Annotated in this window: 27 protein-coding genes; 10 read left to right on the top strand and 17 right to left on the bottom strand. The window is 53.3% G+C overall.

Features of this window, described 5'->3' with window-relative positions; translation table 11 throughout:
- Positions 1–27: 27 nt before the first annotated feature.
- Positions 28–1539, bottom strand: coding sequence for an NAD(P)/FAD-dependent oxidoreductase (locus K9G39_RS00810; RefSeq protein ID WP_292003016.1), 1512 nt, complete (start codon positions 1537–1539; stop codon positions 28–30).
- Between the two features lie 275 nt (positions 1540–1814).
- On the opposite strand from K9G39_RS00810, the gene K9G39_RS00815 reads away from it, so the two are divergent.
- The 8 genes from K9G39_RS00815 to K9G39_RS00850 all read left to right on the top strand — a co-directional run bounded on the left by K9G39_RS00815 (position 1815) and on the right by K9G39_RS00850 (position 8513).
- Entirely contained in the window at positions 1815–2447 is a 633-nt protein-coding gene (locus tag K9G39_RS00815) for a sigma-70 family RNA polymerase sigma factor (RefSeq protein WP_292003017.1), read from the top strand.
- Between the two features lie 28 nt (positions 2448–2475).
- The gene (locus K9G39_RS00820; protein WP_292003018.1) at positions 2476–2742 is read left to right on the top strand and encodes a zf-HC2 domain-containing protein; all 267 of its coding nucleotides are present in this window, start codon (positions 2476–2478) and stop codon (positions 2740–2742) included.
- Positions 2743–2882: 140 nt separating this feature from the next.
- The gene (locus tag K9G39_RS00825) at positions 2883–3272 is read left to right on the top strand and encodes a metalloregulator ArsR/SmtB family transcription factor (protein WP_292003019.1); all 390 of its coding nucleotides are present in this window, start codon (positions 2883–2885) and stop codon (positions 3270–3272) included.
- A 380-nt stretch (positions 3273–3652) separates the two neighbouring features.
- Complete coding sequence (locus K9G39_RS00830) at positions 3653–4057, top strand: Hsp20/alpha crystallin family protein (RefSeq protein ID WP_292003069.1); 405 nt, start codon at positions 3653–3655, stop codon at positions 4055–4057.
- A gap of 86 nt (positions 4058–4143) precedes the next feature.
- Positions 4144–6075, top strand: a complete 1932-nt coding sequence (gene dnaK, locus K9G39_RS00835) for a molecular chaperone DnaK (protein WP_292003020.1) — start codon at positions 4144–4146, stop codon at positions 6073–6075.
- A 272-nt stretch (positions 6076–6347) separates the two neighbouring features.
- Complete coding sequence (locus K9G39_RS00840) at positions 6348–6503, top strand: hypothetical protein (RefSeq protein ID WP_292003021.1); 156 nt, start codon at positions 6348–6350, stop codon at positions 6501–6503.
- Positions 6504–6732: 229 nt separating this feature from the next.
- The gene (gene umuD / locus K9G39_RS00845; RefSeq protein ID WP_292003022.1) at positions 6733–7185 is read left to right on the top strand and encodes a translesion error-prone DNA polymerase V autoproteolytic subunit; all 453 of its coding nucleotides are present in this window, start codon (positions 6733–6735) and stop codon (positions 7183–7185) included.
- A gap of 53 nt (positions 7186–7238) precedes the next feature.
- On the top strand, positions 7239–8513 hold the full coding sequence (locus tag K9G39_RS00850; protein WP_292003023.1) for a Y-family DNA polymerase: 1275 nt from the start codon (positions 7239–7241) through the stop codon (positions 8511–8513).
- Between the two features lie 64 nt (positions 8514–8577).
- Here the strand turns inward: K9G39_RS00850 and K9G39_RS00855 are convergent, their stop codons facing one another.
- The gene (locus K9G39_RS00855; protein ID WP_292003024.1) at positions 8578–8703 is read right to left on the bottom strand and encodes a hypothetical protein; all 126 of its coding nucleotides are present in this window, start codon (positions 8701–8703) and stop codon (positions 8578–8580) included.
- On the bottom strand, positions 8694–9107 hold the full coding sequence (locus K9G39_RS11145; RefSeq protein ID WP_363319346.1) for a LysE family transporter: 414 nt from the start codon (positions 9105–9107) through the stop codon (positions 8694–8696). The genes K9G39_RS00855 and K9G39_RS11145 overlap by 10 nt, the downstream gene beginning before the upstream one ends.
- On the opposite strand from K9G39_RS11145, the gene K9G39_RS00860 reads away from it, so the two are divergent.
- Positions 9065–9199, top strand: a complete 135-nt coding sequence (locus tag K9G39_RS00860; protein WP_292003025.1) for a hypothetical protein — start codon at positions 9065–9067, stop codon at positions 9197–9199. The genes K9G39_RS11145 and K9G39_RS00860 overlap by 43 nt on opposite strands.
- A gap of 540 nt (positions 9200–9739) precedes the next feature.
- The gene (gene pscD, locus K9G39_RS00865; protein WP_292003026.1) at positions 9740–10174 is read left to right on the top strand and encodes a photosystem P840 reaction center protein PscD; all 435 of its coding nucleotides are present in this window, start codon (positions 9740–9742) and stop codon (positions 10172–10174) included.
- A gap of 94 nt (positions 10175–10268) precedes the next feature.
- Here the strand turns inward: pscD and K9G39_RS00870 are convergent, their stop codons facing one another.
- The 14 genes from K9G39_RS00870 to tolQ all read right to left on the bottom strand — a co-directional run bounded on the left by K9G39_RS00870 (position 10269) and on the right by tolQ (position 21158).
- Positions 10269–10775 (bottom strand): flavodoxin, encoded by a 507-nt coding sequence (locus K9G39_RS00870; RefSeq protein WP_292003027.1) that lies wholly within the window; start codon positions 10773–10775, stop codon positions 10269–10271.
- 43 nt (positions 10776–10818) lie between these two features.
- Positions 10819–11175 carry a hypothetical protein gene (locus K9G39_RS00875; protein WP_292003028.1) on the bottom strand — a complete coding sequence of 119 codons (357 nt, stop codon included), beginning with the start codon at positions 11173–11175 and terminating at the stop codon, positions 10819–10821.
- A 106-nt stretch (positions 11176–11281) separates the two neighbouring features.
- Positions 11282–11506 (bottom strand): FeoC-like transcriptional regulator, encoded by a 225-nt coding sequence (locus K9G39_RS00880; RefSeq protein WP_292003029.1) that lies wholly within the window; start codon positions 11504–11506, stop codon positions 11282–11284.
- Between the two features lie 78 nt (positions 11507–11584).
- Positions 11585–13933 carry a Fe(2+) transporter permease subunit FeoB gene (gene feoB / locus K9G39_RS00885; protein WP_292003070.1) on the bottom strand — a complete coding sequence of 783 codons (2349 nt, stop codon included), beginning with the start codon at positions 13931–13933 and terminating at the stop codon, positions 11585–11587.
- Positions 13933–14160, bottom strand: a complete 228-nt coding sequence (locus tag K9G39_RS00890; protein WP_292003030.1) for a ferrous iron transport protein A — start codon at positions 14158–14160, stop codon at positions 13933–13935. The genes feoB and K9G39_RS00890 overlap by 1 nt, the downstream gene beginning before the upstream one ends.
- Positions 14157–14447, bottom strand: a complete 291-nt coding sequence (locus tag K9G39_RS00895) for a ferrous iron transport protein A (RefSeq protein ID WP_292003071.1) — start codon at positions 14445–14447, stop codon at positions 14157–14159. Before K9G39_RS00895 ends, K9G39_RS00890 begins: the two co-directional genes overlap by 4 nt.
- A gap of 34 nt (positions 14448–14481) precedes the next feature.
- Positions 14482–15483, bottom strand: coding sequence for an LbtU family siderophore porin (locus K9G39_RS00900; protein ID WP_292003031.1), 1002 nt, complete (start codon positions 15481–15483; stop codon positions 14482–14484).
- 182 nt (positions 15484–15665) lie between these two features.
- Entirely contained in the window at positions 15666–16421 is a 756-nt protein-coding gene (gene ybgF / locus K9G39_RS00905; protein ID WP_292003032.1) for a tol-pal system protein YbgF, read from the bottom strand.
- A gap of 63 nt (positions 16422–16484) precedes the next feature.
- Entirely contained in the window at positions 16485–16982 is a 498-nt protein-coding gene (pal, locus tag K9G39_RS00910) for a peptidoglycan-associated lipoprotein Pal (protein ID WP_292003033.1), read from the bottom strand.
- An 82-nt stretch (positions 16983–17064) separates the two neighbouring features.
- Entirely contained in the window at positions 17065–17541 is a 477-nt protein-coding gene (gene pal / locus K9G39_RS00915; RefSeq protein WP_292003034.1) for a peptidoglycan-associated lipoprotein Pal, read from the bottom strand.
- A 37-nt stretch (positions 17542–17578) separates the two neighbouring features.
- Positions 17579–18895 carry a Tol-Pal system beta propeller repeat protein TolB gene (gene tolB / locus K9G39_RS00920; protein ID WP_292003035.1) on the bottom strand — a complete coding sequence of 439 codons (1317 nt, stop codon included), beginning with the start codon at positions 18893–18895 and terminating at the stop codon, positions 17579–17581.
- Between the two features lie 263 nt (positions 18896–19158).
- The gene (locus K9G39_RS00925) at positions 19159–20064 is read right to left on the bottom strand and encodes a TonB C-terminal domain-containing protein (RefSeq protein ID WP_292003036.1); all 906 of its coding nucleotides are present in this window, start codon (positions 20062–20064) and stop codon (positions 19159–19161) included.
- 9 nt (positions 20065–20073) lie between these two features.
- The gene (tolR, locus tag K9G39_RS00930; RefSeq protein WP_292003037.1) at positions 20074–20496 is read right to left on the bottom strand and encodes a protein TolR; all 423 of its coding nucleotides are present in this window, start codon (positions 20494–20496) and stop codon (positions 20074–20076) included.
- Positions 20493–21158, bottom strand: a complete 666-nt coding sequence (gene tolQ / locus K9G39_RS00935) for a protein TolQ (protein WP_292003038.1) — start codon at positions 21156–21158, stop codon at positions 20493–20495. Before tolQ ends, tolR begins: the two co-directional genes overlap by 4 nt.
- Positions 21159–21160 lie beyond the last annotated feature (2 nt).

The following is a 21160-nucleotide window of genomic DNA, read 5'->3' on the forward strand; positions in this document are numbered from 1 at the left end:
ACCCGCAGAGGGCCGACCTGCCGGTATCTACAGATAATCGAGAGGCTTTCCCAGCCTGCGCGCCACCAGCGAAGCACACGACACCCCCGAATAGGTCACCGCAATGACCCCCTGGCCCGGAAAGGTGCTGTCCCCTACCGCGAACAGATTCTTCACCAGCGTACGGTTCTGGGGTTTCAGCAGGATATTCTGACCGGGCTTGAGCATAGCGCCGTATGAACCTTTCCAGCGGTTCAGGTAGCGCTCGTGGGTCTGCGGGGTCGCCAGAACTTTCAGCTTCACGGCTTTCAGGAGCCCCGGAAGAATTTTTTCCGTCCGGGCGATGATCGAATCGGCATAGCGCTCCTTCGCCTCTCGGTATTCGGCGCTGCCGCGATCGTACCGTTCCCACATTTCGGTCTCCGAGGTCACGAAAGCATGCACGATATGCCGGCCGGGCGGGGCAAGCGACGGATCGAGAATGGTGGGTGCGGAAAAATAGATGGTGCCGCCGGGCGTATCGTAAGCGTTCCAGTCGTCAACGAGAATATGGTGCACGTGGAAGCCCTCGGGAATGAGCGAGGCATCAACGCCGAGAAACATCTGGAACCAGCTCGGCGCCCTGAGAAACCGATCTTCGGGCACCCGGTAGCGGGAATCCCTGACCATGCGGTTGAAGGTGTCCCAAACGGTGGCGTTGGTGATGACCGACCCTGCAAAAACGGTTTCACCACCGGCGAGCCTTACCCCGCGGGCCATACCGTTTTCCACGATGATTTCGGTGACCTCCGAACGGTAGCGAACGCTGCCGCCGAACTTCTCCAGGCCCCTGCAGAGCGCTTCTGGAATCCTGCCTGATCCGCCGAGAGGGTAGTTAATGCCGCCGTGGTGCCGGTCGGCAAGGCATATCCCTGCGTTGACCAGTGGAGTCGAAAGAGCGTCCTGCACCGCCCAGGAATAGGACTCGATATCGATAAAACGGAGCAGTTCTTCGTTGCGGATATACTTCCGGGCGGTTTTACCCATCGAACGGAAAGTCTTGAGGGCAAGCATGACGGTCTTGAGCGGATAGCGGCCGCCGACAGAGGCCAGATGCGCAACATCCTCGAGCGAACCGGCCGGAAGGGAACTGAGAATGTCGTACACCTCCTCGAGCTCACGGTAGAAGCCCTCTATACCCTCCTTCTCGAGAGGAAAACGGGCGGCAAGGGAGTCGAGAAACTCCTGCCGGCTGTATGATGCCGCCACGCTGAAACCTTCGGGCAGATGGTAATGAATCTGGACGGGATCCGGAACCGTAGCAACCTCTACACCGAGTTTGCGGAATATCCTGGTGTGCAGGTTCAGCGTCCCGCTTTTGCCGTTTTCGGAAAAACCGTAAAAAACCGAAGCACCGGCATCGAATCTGTAACCGCTCCTCTCGAATGACGAACAGCTTCCGCCGGGAAAGCCGTTTTTTTCGAAAACCACGGTACGAATGCCTCTTTCCTGAAGCAGCGCGGCGGCAGTAAGCCCTCCGATGCCCGCTCCGATCACAATAACTTCCGCCTGCTCACTCATAGGGTAACACCTGTAGTTTTAGTACTCCCCGGCCGATCAGTACCGCGTGCAGCCTGCTTCTCCGTGCATGAACCCGCAAAACCTCGCGTCCCGTCATGCGGAACATCCCTCGACCATGGTAAGGATCTGTCACGACAAATGACAGCGGGACCCTTTAATAGCCCGCCGAGTTTGTCTTCTTTAAAATAAATGTTATAAATTAACTATTTAACCGCGTAACACCTTGAACCTGCACGGTTGGGTGACGATTGCCGGTATAAAGAACAAAACATGTTATGGATACTAACGAATCCCCAGAGAAAAAAAAACAGAAACGGGTCAAGGAAACCCTTACCCGTGAAGAACTGAAAAAACAGCAGGAGTTTCAGGAAGAAGCTGTTGCCCACATCAACTCTCTTTATAACTACGCCCTGCATCTGACCATGAACCCCGACGATGCGGAAGACCTTGTTCAGGAAACCTACCTCAAGGCTTACAAATTCTTTAATTCTTTTGAACGGGGAACAAACTGCAAGGCATGGCTGTTTAAAATCCTTAAAAATAATTATATCAACAGATTCCGCAAAAATTCGCGGGAGCCGGGCAAAGTTGATTACGATCTTATAAAGGATTTTTATCATTCGATAAAGGATACAAGAAGCGACACAAGCGAAGCCGATTCGGACTATTTCCATTCGCTCATGCATGAAGAGGTCTATCAGGCGCTGCAATCGCTGCCTGAAGAGTTCAGGGAAGTGATACAGTTGTGTGATATCGAGGGATTCACCTATGAGGAGATTGCCAATATGGTGGAAAGCCCTATCGGGACAGTAAGGTCAAGGTTGTACCGCGGCCGGAAACTGCTTCGCGGTCAACTTGAAAACTATGCCAGAAAATATGGCTTTAATACCGATAAAAAAGAAGAGTAACACAATACACATCCAGACCTTTTTTACTATGAACTGCAAAAAAGCCCGAGTGCTGATGAGCTGCGCACTTGACGGGGAGCTGACGCCAAAGGAGGAGCAGGAGTTTCAGCAGCATCTTTCCGAGTGCATGGCGTGTGCCGAAGAGTTCACCGAAGCAAAAAAGACCAAACTGATTATCCGGGAGAAAATCGTACGATTCAAAGCTCCCCAGTCGCTTGTCGATTCCGTGCTCCAGCTCGGAATCATTTCAAGCCGACAAACCGAAGAATCCCTCCTGTTCGATCAAATTTCATAATTTCCGTAAAAGCCCTGACAAGAGGGCTTTTTTGGTTTGAATAGTATGAATTTATAGCTATATAGCTATAACGCTACAAATGGGGCCGTCATTCTGCAGTGCGGGGTGGTTATGACCTGCCTGCCAACAAAAAGATTGTTATGGGTAAAACGATTACGATATCCGAAGATGAAGTAAAGAAGTGGAATCTCAATATGCCTGATGAAATGCTCGAAGCCGTATCGAACCGCTTCAAGCTGCTTTCCGAGCCAATGAGACTGAGAATCCTTCGGGTGCTTTGCGAACGGGAACGCACCGTTCAGGACATCGTTAAAGAGGTCAATGCGAGTCAGGCGAACATCTCCAAACATCTCGCCCTCATGCACGACAACGGAGTTGTCCACCGCAGAAAGGAAGGACTGAAATGCTATTACCGCATCGCCGACGACAGCATTATCTTTGCCTGTTACCTTATTTCGAAAAGCGTGGTTGAAAACCTGCAGGACCGCCTGAGCTGGATTCAGAAAGTCAACAGCAATCTTACCACCTGAGCCCCTGCTTCCTCGCCCCGAAAACCTTACGCTCTCTTCCCCGAAGGCGCATTCACCATGCTCCGTGCCCAAGCCCTGTCATTTCCTTCTGTGTTCCATCAACCTTTCCCGCTCGCCTCTCACGGCCGTTTACCTCGGGCTTAATTTTCCGTTCCCGCAGCAGCTGCATGGCAATACCGACGAACTCTGACACAATTTCAAGAAAAACTCTTTCGGGGATATGACAAAATGACCATATCTCTGACAAACAAGCACACCTGACACCCCCGGAATCAGCAAAAACAGGTTTGGCATGCTATTTGCATTTTTACTGATGTACAGATGCATACACTGTTATAAAAAACAACGTAAGTTAACATTACACCATGGAGGACACACAGATGCTTGTAAAATTGGCAAAAGACCCCCTGAGACTTTTCGACGATATCTGGTCGGGCAACCAGATGGCTCCAGCCAGCGCACCGGCATTCAAGGTAGACATATCGGAAGATGAGCACGCCTTTCACATCGATGCCGAACTTCCCGGCCTCACGAAAGAGCAGATCGCACTGAATATCGAAGACGACGTGCTGACCATCAAGGCCGAACGCAAGCAGGAATCAGAAGAAAAGAAAAAAGATTTCCACCGGATCGAACGCTCCTACGGCAGCTTTTCAAGAAGCTTCAATCTCGGAGAGATGATCGACCAGGAAAATATCGGCGCCGATTTCGAAAACGGCGTACTGCATGTTACCCTGCCGAAAGCACAGCCGGTCAGGAAAACCAAGGAAATATCGATCAGGTAAACAGCTTCACCAGTCCGGCTTCCAACCCTTAGGGGATGAAAGCCGGATAATCATTCATACACAATCAGGAAAAAGGAATTACAACTATGGGAAAAATTATCGGTATCGACCTCGGAACTACGAACTCGTGTGTAGCCGTCATGCAGGGCACGCAGCCGACGGTTATAGAAAATTCCGAAGGAAACCGTACGACTCCCTCTATCGTTGCTGTGACCAAAACGGGCGACAGGCTTGTCGGCCAGGCGGCTAAACGACAGGCTATAACCAATCCGAAAAACACGGTATCTTCGATCAAGCGCTTTATGGGACGCAAATATGACGAGGTGCCCAACGAGAAAAAGCTGGCCCCGTACGATATCATCAACGAAAACGGTGAGGCGCGGGTAAAGATCAACGACAAAATCTACTCTCCGCAGGAAGTCTCTGCAATGATCCTGCAGAAGATGAAACAGACTGCCGAAGACTTCCTCGGCGAAAAGGTAACCGAAGCCGTCATTACCGTTCCGGCGTACTTCAACGACGCACAGCGGCAGGCAACCAAGGACGCCGGAAAAATTGCCGGTCTCGATGTAAAACGGATCATCAACGAACCTACAGCCGCAGCACTTGCCTACGGTCTCGACAAAAAGAAGGAAAGCGAAAAGGTTGCGGTTTTCGACCTTGGCGGAGGAACGTTCGACATCTCGATTCTCGAACTCGGAGACGGCGTTTTCGAAGTGAAGTCCACCGATGGCGACACCCATCTTGGCGGAGACGACTTCGACCAGAAAATCATCGACTTCCTTGCCGACGAGTTCAAAAAGCAGGAAGGCATAGACCTTCGCAGTGACGCCATTGCCCTGCAAAGACTCAAGGAGGCAGCCGAAAAAGCCAAAGTCGAGCTCTCGTCGAGAACCGACACGGAAATCAACCTGCCGTTCATCACGGCAACCCAGGAGGGCCCAAAACATCTGGTTATCAACCTGACAAGGGCAAAATTCGAGGCCATGAGCGCAGACCTGTTCGAAAAAATTCTCGAACCCTGCCACCGCGCCGTTAAAAACTCGAAGCTTGAAATGAAGGAAATCGACGAGGTCGTGCTGGTGGGCGGTTCAACCCGTATTCCGAAAGTACAGGCCCTGGTCAAGGAGTTTTTCGGCCGTGAGCCCAACAGAAGCGTAAACCCCGACGAGGTTGTTGCCATCGGTGCAGCCATTCAGGGCGGCGTGCTCAAGGGCGACGTGACCGACGTGCTCCTGCTCGACGTCACGCCTCTCTCGCTCGGCATCGAAACGCTCGGCGGCGTTATGACCCGGCTTATCGAGGCAAACACCACCATTCCTACCAAGAAACAGGAGGTGTTCTCGACGGCTGCCGACAGCCAGACATCCGTTGAAGTCCACGTGGTTCAGGGCGAAAGGCCCATGGCTTCCGACAACAAGACCCTCGGGCGTTTCCACCTCGGGGACATTCCGCCGGCACCAAGAGGCGTTCCGCAGATCGAGGTGACCTTCGACATCGATTCGAACGGTATCCTGAGCGTATCGGCAAAGGACAAGGCCACCGGAAAGGAACAGACCATCCGGATCGAGGCCAGCGGCAAGCTCAACGATGCTGAAATCGAAAAAATGAAGCAGGATGCCAAGGCACATGCTGCCGAAGACCAGAAAAAGAAGGAGGAGATCGACATCCGCAACGCAGCGGACTCGCTGATCTTCAGCACCGAAAAGCAGCTCGTCGAACTTGGCGACAAGATCCCGGCCGACAGGAAGCCGCGCATGGAAGGCGCACTTGAAAAGCTGAAAGAGGCCTACAAGAACGGCACCGCAGAATCGATCAAGTCCGCAATGGATGACCTGAACAAGGAGTGGAGCGATGTAGCCTCCAACCTCTATCAGACCCCGGATGCTGGTGCAGGCGCTGGCGCTCCCGGTGCTTCCGGCCCTTCGGCCGGCGGCGGCGACCAGAGCGGCAAAAAAGGCGGAGAGGGCGAGGTCGAAAACGCCGAGTACGAAGTGATCGACGGCAACGACAAGTAAGCCGCTGAACCGACATGGTCGTAACGGACTGAGCGAAAAAAACAGACGAGCCCCGGGGATAAAACCCGGGGCTCGTCTGTTTACATGAAAACCTGTTTCACCGTCACCGGAACGGAACCGTGCAAAGGGGACGGCTATTTCGCGGTGTTGCTCCATTCAATCTTCATGATCGCCGTGCGGCACTGTTGTACTGCAGGGCATGCGTCTTGCGGACATGGTCGAAAACGGTCAGCAGGTAGCGCTCTCCGCTCTGGTCGGTGAAGTTGAGGTACATGGGAACCCGAGAACATGCCTTTCGGGCCCTGGGCATCGACGCTGAGGCTGTACTCGTAGGCTCCCGACGCCTTGTCGAGGTGGATAGCGAAAACCTTCGCTTCGTCATTGGCCGTCATGCAGCCCGCTCTCTCCTCTATTTTCACATCCGTTAAGCAAAAAAGCACGGTGAGTTTCATGGCGCCAGCCTGAAACCCGCATTCGCTTTTACCGGCAACACTGGCCGCACGGCAAGCCGCCTGCCCGCTCGCACAACGACTCAACAGCCTGAGAACCAATTCCGGTTACCGAAAGGACATACCACCTTCCCGTGTTTTGTCCGTATCGGGTTTACAGCTGCAACATCGCTCTTGCAAAGCGGGAAAAAACTCAACACATTGCACTATGCAGCTATCCCGAATCCATACCGGCCCTGTGCTGGATTTTTTTACCGCCGATCTTGCCTCGGAACTTGAACTCCCGCTTGCCGGAACCGGTATCTCCGCAGGCTTCCCTTCCCCGGCGGAGGATTACGAAGAGGTGACGCTCGACCTGAACAAGGCTCTCATCAAGCATCCGGCAGCAACCTTCTACGCCCGCGCCAAAGGAACCTCCATGACCGGTGCCGGCATCCTCGACGGAGATCTGCTGGTGATCGACAAGGCCCTTGACCCAAAGGAAGGCGATATTGCGGTCTGCTTCATTGACGGAGCGTTCACCGTCAAGCGCATCGCCCGAACGGATGGAGAACTCTGCCTCATGCCGGCAAACGAACGGTTCAAGCCGATCCGGATCACTGAAGCAAACGACTTCAGTGTCTGGGGTATCGTCACCTACGTCATCCACAAGGCCCGCTGAATTTCCTGGTAAACAACCGCCAACCACGCAACAAATCAAAAAAACCACCGGTCATGTTCGCTCTGGTCGACTGCAACAACTTCTACGTCTCCTGCGAAAGGGTCTTCAACCCGTCGCTGACCGGAAAACCCGTGGTCGTGCTCTCGAACAACGACGGCTGTTTTATCGCGCGCTCCGACGAGGCAAAGGCTCTCGGCCTGCCGATGGGCGGCCCGGCCTTCAAGTTCCGGGATATCCTCAAAAAACACCAGGTCAGGATCTTTTCGGCAAACTTCCCGCTCTACGGCGACATGTCATCCCGGGTGATGGCCACAATCGGCGACCTTGCACCTGAAATCGAGATCTACTCCATCGACGAGGCCTTTATAGACCTCGGCGGCTTCAGCCGGTTCGGACTGGAACATCACGCAAGCCGTATCCGATACACGGTAAGAAAGCACACCGGCATTCCGGTCAGCATCGGCATAGGCTCCACGAAAACCCTGGCCAAGGCGGCCAGCCGGATGGCGAAGAAAAACCCGGGGTACGAAGGCGTCTGCATGCTCTCCACACAGAAAGAAATTTCCGAAGCCCTGGCTACCCTGAAAGTTGAAGATATCTGGGGAATCGGACGGCAATGGAACCGGCTGCTCGAAACGCGGAACATCCGGACCGCCCTCGACTACTCCCTCGCCCCGGCATCGTGGATCCGGAAAAACCTGCACATCCCCGGAATCCGCATTCAGGAGGAACTCAACGGTCACTCATGCCTTCCGCTGGAACAGATCAGACCGCCAAAGCAGAGCATCTGTACCTCCCGTTCATTCGGCCGCACGGTTACCTCGCTGGACGAACTGCAGCAGGCAGTGGCAACCTTTGCCGGAAAATGCTCCCGTAAGCTCCGGCAGGAGGGCTCCGTGGCATCGATGCTCACGGTCTTCATCTGCACCAGCCCGTTCAACGAACCGCACCTGAAATACCGGGGAACCCGGACCCTGGCCATGCTCCGGCCGTCGCAGGACACCATCTCCGTAATCCGGGCCGCGGAACTGGCGCTGGCATCGATCTACAGGGAAGGATTCGAGTACAAAAAGGCGGGTGTTATCGTCAGCGGTCTCACGCCGGCGCAATCATTCGGTCGGGAGCTCACGCTGTTCGACACAGAGGCTGCGGCCGGAAATGACCGACAGAAGAGCCTCATGGAGGCGATGGAGCACATCAACCGCCGGTACGGCCCCGCAGCAGTCCGGATAGCCGCAGAGAACGAAAATGCCTGGAAACCGAACCAGACAATGAAGTCAGCGCACTACACCACTGGCTGGAACGACATCATCACGTTGGGAGAATAGAAAGCGAAAAACCCGGGATTTCCGGCAAACACGAACGCACAGAAAAAAACTCTCCCGAAGAAGACTACCTGCCGGCGAAGGCGAACCTGACGCCGAAGCCGATGAGCGCAAGACCGGCAATCCGGCGTGCCAGACCCCGAACTTTCTGCGTGGAGACAAGCCCGGGATGCCACCATGTTATCATGGCCATGAGCGTGAAAGCCGAAACACCGGGAAGCAGAAAGAGCGGGAAAAAGCGTACAAAACTCCCACGTTCACCTGCTCGCCGGCGAAACCCCTGCCGGCGACAAGGAACTGCTGCAATCCGGTCCAGCAGAGATACCCTGCCCCGAGCCACTGCAAGGTCTGCAAAAGCGCAGACCCGCTTTGCATGAGCGCAGCAAGACCGGTCACCGCGGCAAGCATGTAAAAACGCAGTCGCCCGCAAGCGTCCCTGCGACTGCGGCCAATCCCGCCCGTTTGCCGCGCCGCCCAGCGATATCGAGAATCACCACAGTGCCCGGTCCGGGCATGAGCTGGAAAAGCACGATCGCCGAAACGAAACTCGCGTAATGCTGAATACCGAAGGAATCCATCAGAAATCTCCTCCCGCATGGTTCGATGCGGCGACAGATGAGGCTTTTATGCCTGCAGGAAGGCGTTTCCTGAAACGAAACGGTTTGGCGGCCATACCGCAAAAAGGCTGACAGGGTTTACAAACGGAACTCTGAGGGGTATCGGGTATTACGCTGAAGGTAAGCATTTTCCCGTAAAAAAGGTGTAGCATCCCTTCGCTCCCCGGGCATTCACCGCTGCAGACTTCATCGAGAAAGAGAGGAAACACCACCGGTGCATCACAGGTCATGACCCGGCCGTTTTTTTCTGCGTCTGAAAGCACATACGCTGAAAAAGATCCCTAAGGAAAAATACCATGCCGAGAGAATAGCAGCAATCTCCTCACCGGGGAAGGGGTTAGCCAACAGGGCAACTGCTATGAAACTGCAAGGAGATACGGAAAAACACTTTGTATATCAAAGATAAAAAAAGCGACCCTGCCGCAAGGACTTTCTGCCGAAGGGCGAAAAAACCGTCTCCTTCGAAAAAACCGGGAAAAGTACAGAAGAGATCGACTGGAGGCGATTCGACCGGAATCCCTTTTTTATTTGACGATGTTTTGCTAACTTGGAAACTGTTGAAGGTACACACCGCTGTGTGTTTTATTTGCCAATCCAAATCATGTGCAAACGATGCAACCTCAGCTCAGTCGACCATTTACCGGAGAAAACCAGGTACGATCAAGCACCTCGGGTCCCTGGTCGGGGAACGCAGTTCATAAAGCCGAAAAATATTTCATTACTTCGGCCAAGAGAGACCGGAACGACCGCCTTCAACTTGAAATATGCCCTGCATCCGGCAGAACGAAGCTCTCTCCAACCAAAGAGATGATCAGCAGACTCATTGCCGGAGAGATCGAAATCTATGTGCTGACCACCCAGCCCGACATCGCCATCAATCTCGAGCAGAAGGTTCTCGATAACGAAAACCGTTATGTGATCGATTTCGACAAGCGGGGAGTAAAGTGGACCATGAGAGACATACCGGTGTTTTATAACTCGCTCAACAAAGAGTTGTGCGTGGAAATCGACAGACGCACCTACACGCTTAACGAGTTTTTCAAATAAGCGTCCGAATTTTCTTCAGCTGTACAAAAAAAAGCTATGCAACCTTTTGCATAGCTTTTTTTGTTTCATGCCGGCCACGCCGCAATTCCGCCATTTAAAGCAGCGCCGGTCTGATCAGGCTTACCCACTGCTGAATACGGGAAGCGCTCAGATGGTCCTGATTGTCGGCATCGAGAGCCAGACCGACAAAAGAGCCGTGAACGAAAGCCCGCGAACCGGAGTAGTCATAACCTTCAGCGGGCCATGCCCCGATCACCTTTGCGCCTCTTTCGAAAAATTTTTCATAAAGGATTCCCATGCCATCGAGAAAATAGTCGCCGTAACTCAACTGGTCGCCAAGTCCGAAAAACGCGACGGTTTTTCCCCTGCAGTCGAGAGAATCGAGACTCGGGAATACATTGTACCAGTCATCCTGAAGCTCCCCGGCTCCCCATGTCGATGTGCCGATCAGAAGAGAATCATATCCGGCAAGCGTATCGGCACCAACATCCCGGATATTGTAGTTGTCCACATGTTCGTATCCGATTACGGCGGCAATGAGATCGGCTGCGTTTTCGGTATTACCGGTCTGCGAACCCCAGAAAAGGCCTATTTTTTTCATGTTCCGTTTGGTGTTTTAACTGTTGATCGAATAGTGCTCCTGTTTACATTCCGCCATCTTCCGTTCCCGGCAAAGGAGAGCTTTCGCCAAAAAGCGCAGGCAAACCAAGTTCCTCTGAAACCGCCTCATGAATTGCATTGCTGAACATGCTGAAATCCTCTTCGGGAACGATCAGCGAAACGATTCCAAGCATGATGATCATGGGAGCAGGGTTGCATCCCGATTTGTCGCCGACGTACTGCTCTTCCCTCCGATAGCACTCTTCCATGATCTGGAAGAGTGCCTGCTTGTGCAGCACCACCATGGCATACCGGTAATGCAGATGAAATGCACCGCATGTGCATTTCTGAACCTGACAATGAAAATGGCAGCCGTTTTTCCTCTCTCCACCAGGCTTCATAGCTCCTCCTTTTATTTATTTAGTCTTTTTATAATTAATAAAACCGTTACAAAAAAAACGGAATGCTGAACAAACCGTTCGTCGTAATCCGTTCCCGCCGGCTCGCTTACCCCTCGATCCACTGATACCAGGTTACCTTGTGCCCGCCGCACTTGCCGCAGCAGGTGCTTGAAAAAACATCTCCGGTTTTCTTTTCGACGCTCCCTTTTCTGACCCAGTGGTCGAGCATCGACTCTGCGGTACCCTGATCGGTATTGAAATGCCCGGCAACTTCACCGAGCGATACCCGGTTTCTCTCTCTGAGAAACCCCCTGAGATCTGTAAGTGTCATGCCATCCTCCTCTTGTTATGATTGCGCGAAAGGAGCGGTCCATGCACGCAACCGCCCCTTTTTTTCATTTGACGAAGCCTATCGGACTTCAGCACGTCCGCCCTTCAGATACATCAGACCGACCGCCGCAAAAAGCAGAAGCGCCATGCAGCCGATCCATACCGCCGATGATGCCGGATGAAGGCTGAATGTTGCCGTCTGGTAGACGATGACGGCAAAGAAATACGCAAGTCCGGTAGTCCATGCACCTGCAAAAAGTGTCCATCCGATATTGGTTTCGCGATAGACTGCGGCGATGGCTGCCGCACATGGGAAATAGAGCAGTATGAACACCAGGTAGGCAAAGGCGCCTGCCGTTCCGTCGAAAAGCGATACCATCGAGCCGAAAATAGATGTGCCGACCTCCTGATCTTCGGCGACAGCTGCCCTGTCGGATACATCGCCGATCGAGATGCCGAGAGGATCGAGCAACGTTTCCGTCACACCGGCAAGATTTTCAGGTATCGTGGCAAATGCCTCCGACAGCGCGCCAAAGAGACTGAACGACACCTCCTTTTCCGCCTCGCCCTCTTCGCTTGACGACATCTGCGCATAGAGATTGTCGAGCGTTCCAACCACGGCTTCTTTTGCAAAAATACCGGTAAAGAGCCCAACGGCGGCAGGCCAGTTCTCCTCGCTGACACCGAACGGGGTGAATGCCGGCGTTATGGCCTTTCCGGTAACTGAAAGCACCGAACGTTCGGTATCTTCATTGCCGAAGGTTCCGTCGGTGCCAAGCGAGTTCATGATGCTCAGCACCATGATGACCGGCACCAGCACTTTCCCGGCCTTGAAAAGGAATGACTTCAGCAGCTCCCACACCCTGAGGGCAATACCCTGCAGCGTCGGCAGATGGTATGCCGGCATCTCCATGATAAACGGGGATACGTCGCCCCTTAGCAGGGTATTTTTCAGGATGAATCCGGTCATCACGGCAACGGCTATTCCCATAAGATAGAGCAGAAACACAAGGTTCTGACCTCCAACAGGGAAGAATGCCGCCGCGAAAAGCGCATAAACCGGAAGCCTTGCGCCGCAGGACATGAATGGCACCATCATGATGGTCATGACCCTGTCGCGCTCGTCGTTCATGGTCCTTGCCGACATGATGGCCGGCACCGAGCAGCCGAAGCCGACAAGCATGGGAATGAAGGCTTTCCCCGGCAGGCCTATCGCCCTCATTCCCCGGTCCATGACATAGGCGGCTCTTGCCATGTATCCTGAATCTTCGAGGATGGAGAGGAAAATGAACATGAATCCGATGGGCGGAATGAAGGTGGCCATGGTCTGCAGAGCACCGCCCAGCCCTCCTGCAATGATGGCGGCAAGCCACTCGGGGGATCCGAGGGATGCGAGCAGAAACCCGAAACCGTCAACAAACAGTGCGCCGGCAGCGATGTCGAAGAAATCAATAAAGGCGCCTCCTATATTGATGGTAAAAAGAAACATCAGATACATCACAAGCAGAAACATCGGGATGCCGAGGAATCTGTTAAGCACCACCCGGTCGATACGATCGGTAAATATCACCTTCTTATCGTCACTTCTTTTGACGACACTTGCCGACAGATCGCCAACGAAACGGTAGTGGGTATCGGCTATGACGATATCGGCATCATCCCCGAGCTGCCTGACCAGCGTTTCCCGTCGACGCTCGACAATCTGCCGCATGCTGTCGTCGAGTTTCGCTTCGAGACTGTGATCACCTTCGAGCAGCTTGAGAGCAAGCCATGCCGGATCGTACCGCAACGCTGCGGCTGCCGGGGAAACCTCCGCCGACATCTCCCTGATAGCCTTGTCGAGAGCGCCTGGATAGGTAACCCGTTTGCCTGCCACCCTTTTTTCAACAACCCCGCTGGCAATAGCCGCTTTCAGCTCGCCGATTCCTTCACCGCGCGATGCGACCAGAGGCACAACCGCTGTTCCGAGACGCATGGAAAGCTCTGCGACATCGGTTTCAATGCCTTTTTCTGCAGCCACATCAATCATGTTGAGCGCAACGACTACCGGAACCTGCATTTCAAGCAGCCTGCTCGTCAGGTAGAGATTCCTGTCGGGATTTGAAGCATCAACAATGTTGACGATAAGATCCGCCTCACCCGACATAATATAGTCCCGGGCTATCTCCTCATCCTGGGAAAGTGCCGAAAGCGAATAAATGCCGGGCAGATCGACAAGCTCATATAGTGTTCCGTTATGTGTAAAGTGACCGATCTTCCGGTCCACCGTCACGCCAGGCCAGTTCCCAACCCGCTGGTTCAATCCGGTCAGCATGTTGAACAGCGTGGTCTTGCCGCAATTCGGATTCCCCACGACGGCTACAACACTCCCCTTCACCTTCATACCTTCCGGCTTCACCACTGCTCCAATCATTTCCTCTGTCTGCATCATTTCACCTCCTCTACAAGGATTCCTTCAACCTCTTTTTTTCGAAGCGAAAGCCTGTAGTTTCTGACAGACACTTCCATAGGATCGCCAAACGGCGCAACACCCTCAACCCTGACTACCTCGCCAGCCAGCAACCCCATATCGAGAAGCCTTTTACGTAAAGCCGGTACAGCGTCGATCTTCACAACCCTGCCGGCCTGCCCTTTTCTTAATTCCGATAAATTCATTTGAGTATCCTTCTTACTATTATTTGCATTGCCGTTCGCTTATCAAGCGCCATTTTTCCATCCCTGACCCTGAGCAGCAGCGGCACACCGGGAGTGTTCTGCACCACCTCGACTACCTGGCCCGGAGAAAAACCCATCTCGGAAAGGCGGGCCGATCGCGCCTCACCCCTGCCGTGCCGGTGCCTGCCTTCACTGCCGCATTCGCCATGACGGGCACACGCTCCAGACTGATGCCGCTCGGCATGCCTTACGCCTACTATTTCTGCCGTTTCACCGCAGGTCAACATTGCCAATGGACACATCACCTCTTCTCCCCGATTATTAAAATTCCATGGCAAGCTGGAGCGTCACCATATCGCTTTTCGTACTGTCGTCGTTTTTCATGTGCAGGTACTCCAGCGCAAGCACAGCCTCTTCGGCAAGGTCATAGGCAAGTGTGGCTCCGTACTGCTTTTCCACCTCGAAATCATCCGCGCCGGCATAACGAAGGGCCAGATGGAGCGGAAGCGGAAAATCATAACCGATTTCGAAATTGCAGGCCTGCGGCTGCATGCCTGCCAGATCGCCATCGGAGAATGTATCCGCCGCTGTGAGGTATTCTGCCCGAAATTCGAAGCTGCCTATGCCGGCGATACCGTAAACGGAGTATCCCCCGACAAACTCCGAGGTCTCATGGCCATAGGGTTCATAGGCGTCCTGCAGACCATCGGTATCGGCGATGTTGCTGATATATGAAGCACCAAGCCCGTAGCGGAACGATTCACTCACCTCTCCGGCAGCGCCTATGGCCGCCACAAAGGTGTTGATATCATCCTTTCCTGCTTTCTGCACATCACCCTTCAGAAGAGCGAGAGACGCCGTCAGCGGATCGGCTTCGTAGCCTGCCCGAAGCGAAGCGTGATGCTTGGTTTCGCCAAGTTCGAGGGTCAGAGGGTCGGAAATCATGCCGGTTGCAAAATTACCGAAGGCCTGGGTCATACGCCCTGCTTCGGCGAAGAACGGCATATCCTCTTTTTTCATCCTGATGTAGGCTTCGTCCACGAGCAGCTCGTCGTCGCCGTCCTCTTCATAGAGCAGTACGACATGGGCGCTGAGCCAGTCAGTCACTCTGGCTTCAAGATCGAGCTCGAAAGTTGCAAGAGAGAGATCGCTCGAACTGGCGCCATCGCTGTCGACGTAGGTACCTTCGACCTCTACAAGCCCGGAAAAAGTCACCCCTTTAATGATCTCGGTTTTTCCCGACTCGCTTTCGGCGGCTGAAACGGGAAAAGAGAGCAGAACGCCGAGACAGACGAGTGAGATGGTTTTTTTTAATCTGTTCATGACTAATGAAATGCGGTTAAAGATTGACGATGAGAAAAAAAAATGGGCTGAGCCTCGCTCACGAATTATCTATAATTAATCGTTGAATATATTATTATCTGGATTAATTACAAATTATAAACAGAAAAGCAAAAACCCCGGAATTACCGGGGTTCCGCCGACCAGTCGAGTCCTGAAGGACTTTACTGCAGCTTCTTTTTTGCCATGGCCGCTTCCGGCGAAGACGGATAAACGTTCATGATATCCCTGAACCGGGCTTTCGCATTGACCTGATCGCCAAGCTGCTCGAAGGCAAGCCCCTGCTTGTAGAGTGCTGCCGGACGCCTGTTGCTTTTCGTGTATTTGGCGATGACGACCTGATACTCCAGAACGGCCTTTTCGTACCATTTCTCGCTGAAGTAGCTTTCGGCGATATAGAACTGCGCATCGTCGAACAGGCTCGATTTCGGGTAGGTCTGCATAAGCGCCGTAAAACTCTCCCTTGCCGAAGCGTAACTGTTTTTTGAGAGCTTCTGCACGCCGTCGTTGAGAAGCGCACTGTCGGTTGAAACTGAAGCGGGAACAGAACCCGCAGCACCCACGCTGCCCTTCGATACCGCAGACTTCTGCGAACCGAGTCCAAGCTGCTGCTCAATACGTCCGAGCCGGGTATCGATATTGTCCATCTTCTGCACCAGGAGCGAATCCTCAAGACCCAGCCGACCGAAGGTCTGCCGGTTCCTGTAGCCCATCTCCTCGAGCTTGCCCTGCAACTGTGAAACCTCATCGCGAACCTGCTGAACGTCGGAATATGAGGCCGCAGACTGTGATTTTATGGTTTCCGATTCCGTCCGGAGTTTTCTGACATCGTCGGAAACAACAACAAGATCGGATTTGGACGCACAGCCGCCAAGCGCTACTACCGGAAAAAGAAAGAATAAAACGCCCTTGATTTTCATAGGTCGGAATAAGGATTAGTTCATCATATCGTCGGATACGCCCCGAACTGCGGGGCATGCCGGTTATTTTACAATAAAATGAGCCCTTCTGTTCTTTGCCCAGGCCTCTTCGTTCTGACCCTTGTCAAACGGGCGCTCTTCTCCGTAGGTAATGGTTTCAAGGCGCGATGCGGCAACGCCGAGCCTCACCATGAACTCTTTGGCACTGATAGCCCTGCGCTCTCCAAGAGCTATGTTGTATTCGGAAGTACCGCGGTCGTCGCAATGGCCTTCGATAATGACCTGCCTGGCTGAGTTGCTTTTCATCCACGAGGCATTCTCCGTCAGGCGCTGTTGAGCTTCGGCTGCGAGAATCGAACTGTCGTAATCAAAAAAAACGTCTCCGATAGGTCCGGTCTGATACTCGTCGAATCCGTATCCGCGGCTTGCGCCCGATGCGCTGCCCTGAAGGGAAGATCCCTGTCCGGCATCGCTGTCTGAAGAGGTAACGGCGCTTTTTGACGAACATCCGGCACTGGCCATCATGGCTATTACAAGCAATGCCCCTAATCTGGTTCTCATGGTATCCTGATATTTATATCGTGAAAAAAAAGGGCAGGCATCACTGCCTGCCCCGTAGTTACAAACAAGCAAGCTGCCTGTCTTATTTTGCAGCAGGTGCAGGTGCAGCTGCGCCCTGTCCGACGAAGTGCGCTCTTCTGTTCTGAGCCCATGAAGCCTCATCGTGGCCGAGAGCGAAAGGACGCTCTTCACCGAAGCTGACGGCCTGCATTCTTGCAGGATCGGCACCGATGTTGACCATGTAGTCCTTGGCTGCATTGGCACGACGCTCGCCGAGAGCCATGTTGTATTCGTTGGTGCCGCGCTCGTCGCAGTGACCTTCGACAATGAGGGTACCGGTGACGTTCTGCTTCATCCAGTCGAAGTTCTTCTGAAGCTGCTGAACAGCTTCTGCACGGAGCTCAGACTTGTCGTAATCGAAGAAAATATCGCCAAGCTCGACAGACGGCGGCGGTATTACTTCAGGAGCTACGACAACATCTTCCTGGCAGCAGCAGGCTCCAAGAAAGAGCATGCCTGGTATGAACATGCTTCTGAGTAGTGGTTTTACGGTTCTCATGCTTCCCCCTTTTTAAGGTTATTAACGAAAAAATATACTAACGGAACAAAGACCAGGACGGCTGCATCTGATCGCCATCCATCTGTAATAAACGCCGCTGGTTTTCTCCGTTCGAACTCATAACATAGAGCTTCTTTCCTCCCTGACGATTGGAGGTGAAAACTATCATACTCCCATCGGGAGACCATGAAGGCGATTCGTTTTCACGTACACCACTGGTAAGCCTTTTCAAGCCAGAACCATCGGCATTTATAACAAATATATTGATTTCCCCTGTTTTTTCCCATGTCGAGTAGGCAATTTTATCACCTGCAGGAGACCATGAAGGCTGGGTATTGTAACGTCCGCTGTAGGTAAGCCGCCTGGTGAGTCCGGACTGCATATCCTGAATGAAAATCTGGGGAAGACCGTTTCTTGACGATACAAAAGCCATCTGACGGCCGTCGGCTGAAAAAGTCGGTGAGACGTCGATACCCTTGCTGTTGGTCAGCCTTCTGGCAATACCTCCGTCAGGCCGTACGAGATAGATCTCCTGATCGCCTTCGAATGAGAGGGTGGTAGCCAGCTCACTTGCGTTTCTCCATGCGGGATCGACGCTGACCCCGTTCTTGGCGACCGACGAAACCTTGTTGTCGTGCAGGTTTTTGATATAGAGCGTGGGACGCCCCGAGGTGTAAGATGTATAAGCAAGATAACGACCGTCGGGTGAAAGCACCGGAGTAAGGGATATAGAGCGGAAACTGGTAACCTGCTCAACGCCATAGCCATCAAAATCGCACTGGTATACCTCTTTTGATCCCGACTTGCTGGATATGAAAACTATCTTGCTGCCGAAAAAGGATTTCTTGCCGGTCAGAAGCTCGATGAGATCGGCAGAGAATGCATGTCCCAGAGAGCGGAGCTGTTCTTCCTTGCCGCTGTAGGACTTCTTCAGGAGAAGCTTTGTACCGAAGGTATCATAGACCTCCATGTCGATGTTGACCTTGCCGCCTTTTTTTGAAACTGCCCCTCCCGCATACACTTCGGCTCCTACCGAACTGAGGGCGCCGAAATTAACGCTGCCGCCCTTGCCATCACTCCCGGCACGAACATTCGATGGTGGAGGAAGGATCGTAAAAAGGTTGGAAAAAACCAGGCCGTCCTTGACGGTTTTATCGAATTCCCTTGCCCATTCGGACTCTTTTCCGCCTTTTGCTGCAGAACGGTCGAGAACAACCGCAATCTTGCCTCCGCCCTGTTTGCGGATCGCAATGTACTCCCCTTGCTCCTCGGCATGCAGAAAAAATGGCGAAAGAAACAGGCACCAGAGCAACAGTAGTGAGGTAATCACACCTTTCGAAGTTCCTGAATTCATGCCACAAGTGATCATAGAAAAGGCAGTTAACGGTTACGTTTATACTACTAAATATCTTTATCAGTGCAAAATGCTATCTTTTAAACACAGGGGTCAACGAGGAAAACCGTCCAAAAGCACTCGAAAACTGCCAACGACGGTTAAACAGGGTTAAACAGGTACATGTAAATGGAATATACGCATAAAAAACACATACAAGAAATAACATGCTTCTGTTTGATCAACACAACTCCCTTGCACGCCGGCCGGCTCCGTTACCATCTCTACATATCGATACCTTCAGGGGTAAACACGAAACCGATCGATATGCCGCCGGAACCGTAATCCGACGGGAGCGCGGGCAGGGGGGATGATTTTTCGAGCGCTCTTTTCACCGAATTGTTCAGGTATGCACTCGGTGCCCTTCTGTCGAAGGTGATCTCGCTGATCGTGCCGTCGTCGAGAATGAATATATGCACCTTAACTTCCATACCGTAACTGTTCTGCAGCATCTGCGATGAGAACTCCCAGTTCTTCTGGATAATCGAGGCGATACGTACCTTGTAGGGATCGGCTTTACCGCCGCCGCCACGCCCGGTACCGCTGCCGGCTGCCGAACCGCCGCCGCCCGTACCTTTGCCTGAACCCTGCGAAGAGACCTTCTGCTGCAGGCGGGCAAGCGCACTGCCGAGGTTATCCTGCTTTGCGGGACCGGATGCCGCCGATTTACGGTCCACCGACTGCTTCAGCTTTTCGAGCGCCTTGCCGATATCTGCCGGTTTTTCGGGCGTCTTCAAAACCGGCTCACTCCTTGCCGGCAGCTTTTCCTTGACCGGTTTTTCCGGGATTTTCTGTTTTGCCGGCTTGGAAACCGTTTTTTTCACCGGAACGGCAACAGGCTCGGGCTCGACGGTTTTGACGGCTTCCGGAGCAGCGTCCGGAGACTCCCGAGGCACTGTTTCCGAAGAAGCCGGTCCGGGCTCCCCTTCCCCGGCAGGCAGCGATGCCCCCCCCGGACCGGGAAGCGAGACAAGGCTGACATTGACGATTTTAGGAGGGTTGGGACTGCTTCCGAGAAAATGCTGATAGGCCAGCGCCGAAAGCAGCACCAGCAGGTGCGTCCCTGCCGCGACGGCAAGCCAGAACGAAAACCGCCTTCTCTCGATCCTGAATTCCTGACTTCTTTTCATAGACTGCGCCTACCTCTCCCGATCCGCCTGAACCGGCTGCGGCTCGGTGACCATACCGATTTTTTCGATACCGGCTTCCCGTATCTGAGCCATCACACTCATGACAAGACCGTAAGGCAACGATTTATCGGCTTTCAGGTAAACCTCCCTGGTCTGCCGCACATCGAGAATGGCAGGAAGACGCTCCCCCACTTCAGCGGCGTCAAGCTGATACTGATTGATGAATACCTGCCTGTTCTCGTCAATGCTGATAATGAGGGCCTTTGCATCGATATCCATTTTCTCATGGGTGGTTTGGGGCGTATCGACCTTCACGCCATGGGTCATCATCGGGGCCGTCACCATGAAAATGATGAGCAGCACAAGCATGACATCGACAAACGGCGTCACGTTTATTTCGCTCATCAACCCTTTTTTTCCTGATGTCATCATGCGCTGGGTGGAGTATCGGATTTCTCAAGACATGCGGAGACGAACTCTCCTGAAAAATCCTCGAGATCCCGCTCGATAGTGCCGATCTGCTGGATCAGGTAGTTATAGCCCATAACGGCGGGAATCGCCGCGGCAAGCCCGGCGGCCGTAGCGACAAGAGCCTCCGAAATACCGGGTGCGACCGCGGCAAGGGAGGCTGACTGCGTCAGGCCGATGTTGTGGAAGGAGTTCATGATGCCCCAGACCGTACCGAAAAGTCCGATGAAGGGCGCCGTATTGCCGACCGTGGCAAGAAACGGCACAAGACGGCCAAGCCGCTTGTTTTCAACGTTGACCTCCCGTTTGATCGCACGCCTGATCCGTTCTGTCTCCCCGACTTTTCCAGTCGCCCGGTACTCGAGATAGCCCGCACGGAATACCCTTGCAAGGGAGCCGTTCCTGTACTTTTCGCTTTCGGCAAAAACCCTGTCAAGATTTGAGATCTCGAAAAAACAGTCGAGAAATTCATCCGATTCATGCCTGGATTTTCTGATATGGCCGAATTTATACGCAATGATGGCCCATGACACAACGGAAAAAGAGAGCAGCAGAAAAAGGACGGCAAGCACAACCGGCCCGGAATCCGAAACAAGCGAAAAAAGCCCGAATTGAGAATCAGCCATAT

Origin of the sequence: Chlorobium sp., assembly GCF_021740465.1 — a bacterium.
Classification (GTDB): domain Bacteria; phylum Bacteroidota; class Chlorobiia; order Chlorobiales; family Chlorobiaceae; genus Chlorobium.